A 6,218-nucleotide genomic window follows, 5' to 3' on the forward strand; every position below is an offset into this window, starting at 1 on the left:
TCAGCGGCACCCCGCCGATCTACCCTCCCTTGGACGAGCCGTTCGGCTCGATCTCACCGTCCGGCGTCTGCGCTGCCTCAACCCCTCCTGTCCCCGACGGACATTCTGCCTTCCTGCCCCTTCTCTCCTGGCTCCGCACGCCCGACGAACCCGACGCCTCGCCAAGGCCCAGCAGCGCGTCGGATTGGCCATCAACGCTCGAGCCGGTGCGCGCCTGCTGGCAAATCTCTCCATGCCGGCGAGCGCCTCGACGCTGCTGCGCCTCATGCACGCCGCGCCCCTGCCGCGCGTTGCACGAGTGCGGGCAATCGGTGTCGACGACTGGGCCTGGCGGCGCGGGCGCGCCTGGGGCACGCTCGTCGTCGACCTCGACCATCATCGTGCCATCGATCTTCTGCCCGACCGCAACTCGGCGACCTTCGAGGCTTGGCTAGCGTCGCACACCGATCTGGAGATCGTCGCACGGGATCGGTCGACAGGCTACGCGCGTGCGGCCCAGGCCGTCGTCCCGCGTGCCCAGCAAGTCGCGGATCGCTGGCACCTCCTTCTGAACGCGCGCCAGATGCTGGAACGCTGGTTGGTCGGCGCTCATGCCCGCCTGCGCGCCCTTCCCGTCCCCTCCGGCGCGGCGGCTCCCGTTCCCAATTACGCCCGCGACCACGCTTTCCCGCGCAGCCGCACAGATCAAGCTGCCGCGCAGGAGGCACAACGTTGGAGGGCCGTGCGTCATGCACAGGTGCAGCGCCGCCGCGCGGCCGGCGAGTCGATCATGGAAATCGCGCGCGATCCCTCTGGCACCGGCAACAGTGCGGCGCTACGCCTCCATGGAGAGGCCCCCGGAACGCGGCGAACGGCGGATTGGACCAAGCCAGCTCGACCCCTGGTTGGCCTATCTCGAGCGCCGCCGTGCCGAGGGCTGCGAGAACGGATTGCAGCTCCTGCGAGAGCTGCGCGAGCGCGGTTACGCGGGCGGCTCGCGGCAGGTGCACAAATGGCTGCAGAGCCGACGGACGAAGGTCGCGATCACCACGCCGCGACGCTGGCGTGACGCCGTTCCCGGCATGACGGCCCCCGGCTCGGTCGAGCTGCCGGCGCGGCGCGAGCAACTGCCGGGATCGAAGGTCCTCGCCTGGATCATGACGACGGCACCGGACCGGCTGAGCCCGGCCGATAGCGCGCTTCTCGCGCGCATCGTGCAGGATCCAGACGCGGCCACGCTACACGGGCTGGTCCAGCGCTTCGTCGGGTTCGTACGCGAGGCCGGGAGGAAGGGGAACGGATCGTCCGCCCATGGCATCCGACGTCTGGCGGCGTTCGAGGCTTGGATCGTCGAGGCGAAGGCGAGCGGCATCCGCGTCGCGCAGACGTTCGCCAGCGGGCTCGTCGTTGATGCGGCCGCGGTCAGGGCGGCGTTGACGATGCCGTGGAGCAACGCTCAGTCCGAGGGCCAGATTACGAAACTGAAGCTGATCAAGCGACTGATGTACGGCCGGGCCGGCTTCGAACTCCTACGCCGTCGCGTGCTTCTGGCTCCTTGACTTACACGAAATGACGAAGAGCCACTTTTGCGGAGCAAGTCCACTTTCGGAGGATCCCATTATAATGACGTGGTTAGCCGCGCGCGGGCATCGTCCATCACCCGCGTCAGGGACAGGTCCCAGTCGACGTGCGGCTGCCAGCCGGTTGCGGCGTGGAGACGGCCGGCATCGCCGGCGGCCAGCGGGATCTCGGCCGGCCGCACCCGCTCGGGCGTGACGCGGATCTCGAAGGGCACCCGCGCGCGGGCGCGCAAGTCTTCGAGCACGCTCGCGATGGTCCGAGGATGGCCCGAGCTGATGTTGAACACGCTCCCGTCCGCCAGGGAGTCCGCTCGACCGATCAAATCGGCATAGGCGCTCGCTACGTCCGCCACATCGAGGAAGTCGCGGTACGAGGAGAGATTGCCAACTTCCAGGCAGGGTGGCATCAGCCCAGCCTCGATCCGGGCGATCTGCCCTGCGAAGGAGGCCACGACGAAGCGCTCGTCCTGGCCCGGGCCAATGTGGTTGAACGGCCGCAGCACGACGAGCTTCACGCCGATCCGGGGCAGCAGGTCGCGCAGCAGCTGCTCGCCGACCCATTTCGAGCGGGCGTAGGTGTTGCGCGGCAGGGGCTCGACCGCCTCGCTCAGGGCGTGGCCTGCCAAGAAGGCGCTGCCGTAGACCTCACCGGTGCTCACGAAGAAGAACGTGCAGCCCGGCACCGCCTCAACGGCCGCGACGAGGTTCATCAGGCCGTTGACGTTCACCCGCCAGGTCTGCACCGGCCCGCTGGCGGAATCCGCCACCGAGGCGAGGCCCGCGAGATGCAGGATCGCGGTGGGCCGGAAGCGCGCCACGAAGCCGCTGAGCGCGGTCTCATCGAGGAGGTCGACGGTCTCGTAGGTGACGCCCTCCGGCAGGGCCGGTGCCGCGCCCCGCCCGATTCCGGCCACGCGGTCGCCCGCCCTCGCTAGGAGCGGCAGGACGTGCCCGCCGACGAAGCCGGCCGCACCTGTAACGAGAATGCGTATCATCTCTGAATCATTCTTTGCCGGGAACCCGACGACGCGCAAACAACTCGTTGAGAGCGCGAGCTTTTCGACTACTTGAAGTCACTCAGCTGCGGCGCTCGCACGCGATTCAAGTTTGCACCTGATGATATCTGCGATCCTATCAGCGTTCTCTGAGCTCTGATCCAATAGGGTTCGCCAATCAGCTCTCATATCATTCCCATGAGGACTTACCACGTGGTCTTCACAATAATAGTCTCGCTCACGCCTGAATTTATAAGGTGAATGCCAAACTTCTGCCGAGCCAAAATGCTCAGGATTGCCACTTAGACCAACCGCGGTAATGTCCTTACCAAAGAAGCTCGGGTTATGTATCAGAAGGTCTGCGGCGCGCGTAACCGCGACAAGCCAACCGTAATAGTCAGCAAACCCACCGACACTTTTGGGGGTGCCCCCGATTACAGGGTAAAACCCCAGATCAGCAAATACAACTAAGACGCCTTCATTTCTCATTCTCGCGAATACGCCGCGGTCAACACCGGCGGAAACACCACGCGGGAAATAATCTAGGCTAAGATAAATATCTCCAGGTGCGACATCGACGATCGCCTCGTTGCCAAGACATCCCGGCGCCTCTAGAGCAAGAAGTCTCTCCGTGAGGCGATTAGCAGAGCGAAAGACAATTTCTTCGCCCATTTTATCCATATAAATAAGCTCAGCACGATGAGCAACTTTTGGTGCGCGAATGAATTCTAGAGCAGTCTTGCAGACAATCTCATCCAGGTTCCCTTCACGATATCGGCGAGCAAGTTCTGAAACGTCTATCAACAACCTGGGCAAGCCGCCTTTTCTAAAGTTCAAAGCGGCTGCTCTCGCAGCGAAATTGACCAGCTGATCTCTGTTTTTTTCTCCCGCGATTCGAGCTAAGATCTGACGCCCGACCTTCGAAAATTTTGCTACATCCCCGGTTTCATAGATATTCTCAACAAAGTCGACGTAGTGCTCGCAAACTTGGAATGGCGCATGACAGGTGGACACGTGTTGTCGGGCGGTGCGTCCCATTTCGGCGCGCAGTGCCGAATCACTAACCATTTTGTTTAGCGCACTCGCAATGTTATCCTCGTCGGTACTTGCGGGCAATTTCATCAAGCAACTATCGGGGTACTCCCGTAACGGGCCCTCCTCATTGACTATGGTAGGGAGACCATACGCCATGCAGTCGAGCACAGCTCCTGACGTTTCCCCACGCGTGCGTGTCCTAAGTTGAAGTGCAAGATCCGCTGCCCCAAGGTATTGTTCGTACGCTAGTTCGTCTACAAACCCAGTGATGATAATCTTGTTTACTGAACGATCTATTATTTTCTTTAGTTCATTGACATAAAGGCCATCGGGCGCGGGTCCAACAAAATAGAGACTGAGTTTGCGTCCCGTTGCGTTAATTAGATTGAAAGCCTTGGCCGCCTCATGATTCAATTTCGTTGAACCAATCATTCCAAATGAGCAAATTAAGATTTCGTCATCATCAATACCAAGCTCCTTTCTTGCCTTCTCTCGATCGATGTGAACATTCCTGCGCAGATGTGGAATTCGGACGACCTCGCTTTGATTGGCGCCAGAAGCGAGCAGGGCATTCCGAGAAAAATCTGAATGGACTATAATCCCCATCGCGTAATCGACAATCTCTTTGTTCATGGGATATTTCCACAACGCGGCTTCATACCCATTTTCCGATAAATAGTGCAGGGCTGATACACCGTGTGAGTAAGCTAAGGTCTGTTCAAAAACTGCCGAGCTTGTCCTATTCAACCATAGCATCAAACCGCTCAGAAATAGATCATGCAAAACAACGATTCCAGGATAGTCCCTGATTAACGCTAGCATATGCGCATGATATTCCGAGTTTCCGACCTGATAAATTACTCGGTCGTACAACAGGAAATGTTCTTTGAAATGTTCGACGGAATAAATCGGAAACAAATCAGTAAGTGACGAGTTTTCGATTTTGTCCTGACAAGAAATCAAGTGAATGTTATAGTGTTGCTCAAGCCCAGCAGCCAATTCTTTGCTGTAATTTGAGATTCCACTCTGAAGTGGTGGGAACGGGCTTATTAAGGCAAGTGTTTTCTGCATAGAAGATTTTGGTTCATTCGCAGTGGGAGCATTGATTCCCTCATGAAAGCGCTCTATCGCTTTGATTGTCGATTGCGCGACGAGTTGCCAGCTAAATCTGCCCGCTCGTCTACGTGAATTTTCTCGGAGGCGGCTTACAAATTGCTCGTCGACGGTGGCCTCGAGCATTTTTGCGGAGATGGATGCAATATTATTTGGATCAAATGTGCTTTCAATGTTGGCCACGATCTCAGGCATGCTGCTTGTGTTGCTGCAGATCACGGGCGCTCCGCAGCGCATCGCTTCAAGTACAGGAAGGCCAAATCCCTCGTATATAGACGGAAAAACGAATAGAGAGCAGATGTTATAAAGATCAATAAGGTCTTCGTCTGAGATATAACCCGTAAATTGGACTTCGTCGGCTTCCAACCCGCAAGAAAGTGCCTGGTTAAGATACTCTTCCCTGGCAAGATCTGTGATCGAACAGACTATCACTAACTGTCTAATGCATCTAACGTCGATCGGAAGTTGGGCATACGCCTTGATTAGCCCAGTGATATTTTTTCTGAAATCATTACCGCCTTGATAAAGGATAAATTCCTTTGATATGTCATATCTTTGGCGCAAGCAGGTGATACGCGCCTGATCGACGCACCGTTCTGCAAACATTTCATCTGAAGCCGACGATATACACACAACGGTCTGTGGGTCGCGATTCAGATAAGTTATGGCGTCCGACCTGGAAGATTCTGAGATCGCAAGTAAAAGATCGGCTCGCTTGAGTGATGTAAGTTTTTGATGATAAAAAGCGCGAACTTGGTCGTTTGATAAATATATATCAGAAAATATCAGAGGGATAAGATCGTAAAATACTACACTCGTAGGGATGCGATGAAAGGCGGAATTAGCTGATACTATAGCATCTTCGTTGAAGCCCTCAAATAAACTGCAAATGATAATATGATCTGGGCGCAAGTCGTCGATTAAAGACTCACGAATGACTGTCATCACCCGTTGCTTCGATCCATTGTGGTCGGAGATAAATGAAGCTGATTCGGGTATGTTAAGAAGGATTATGTTAGATTCGGGAAGAATTTGCGATAGTTCGAGCTTTATCTTCGCAGTTGTCCTCTCAAATCTATTGTTTAATAGGACATAAAATTCATGTTGTCTCGATTCTTTCAATAGATGTGTGACAAGCGCCGCCGAATATCGTCCGATTCCTCGGGTTGAGCTGCTCTCAGTTTGTGCTGCTTGAAGATCGATGAGAATACGCATATTGTTCGACCGATGTTTATGGCAGATTGTTCTGAGCAGAATTCAGGGTAAGGTATCGCCTGAAACGTGCGGTATCTCCGATAATGGGCCGAGGTTCGGCGAAACCGTCGTGCTTCAGTTTAAGTTGCAGATGAGGAACATTCCAATCCTCAATTTCTGCGTTGGGAAACCTTCCCTCCGCATGACCGGCGCGGACGAAGTGATCTCGGGCGTCCATGCCGGCGGCGGCGACATCCGGGTACCGATTGAGATACCACGTCGGATCGATCTGCTCGGCCAAGCGGTGTAGCCGTTCAGCTTC

Annotated in this window: 2 protein-coding genes and 2 pseudogenes; 1 reads left to right on the forward strand and 3 read right to left on the reverse strand. The window is 56.3% G+C overall.

The features are described 5' to 3' along the window. Positions 1 to 1,538, forward strand: a pseudogene (locus tag C4T42_RS31055) (ISL3 family transposase); the annotation flags it as partial. A gap of 59 nt (positions 1,539 to 1,597) precedes the next feature. On the opposite strand, the gene C4T42_RS31060 reads toward C4T42_RS31055, so the two are convergent. The 3 genes and pseudogenes from C4T42_RS31060 to C4T42_RS31785 all read right to left on the reverse strand — a co-directional run. Then, a complete protein-coding gene (locus C4T42_RS31060; RefSeq protein ID WP_103986544.1) occupies positions 1,598 to 2,554 on the reverse strand; it encodes a GDP-mannose 4,6-dehydratase in 957 nt (318 codons plus the stop codon). 78 nt (positions 2,555 to 2,632) lie between these two features. After that, a complete protein-coding gene (locus C4T42_RS31065) occupies positions 2,633 to 5,917 on the reverse strand; it encodes a glycosyltransferase (RefSeq protein WP_146074104.1) in 3,285 nt (1,094 codons plus the stop codon). 16 nt (positions 5,918 to 5,933) lie between these two features. Further along, a pseudogene (locus C4T42_RS31785) lies at positions 5,934 to 6,218 on the reverse strand (hypothetical protein); the annotation flags it as partial.

The organism is Methylobacterium sp. 190mf, from assembly GCF_900107945.1.
Classification (GTDB): Bacteria; Pseudomonadota; Alphaproteobacteria; order Rhizobiales; family Beijerinckiaceae; genus Methylobacterium.

Excerpts from the sequence above, each read along its gene's own strand:
- C4T42_RS31060 (WP_103986544.1), bottom strand. The coding sequence starts at position 2,554 with ATGATACGCATTCTCGTTACAGGTGCGGCCGGCTTCGTCGGCGGGCAC.
- C4T42_RS31065 (WP_146074104.1), bottom strand. The coding sequence starts at position 5,917 with ATGCGTATTCTCATCGATCTTCAAGCAGCACAAACTGAGAGCAGCTCA.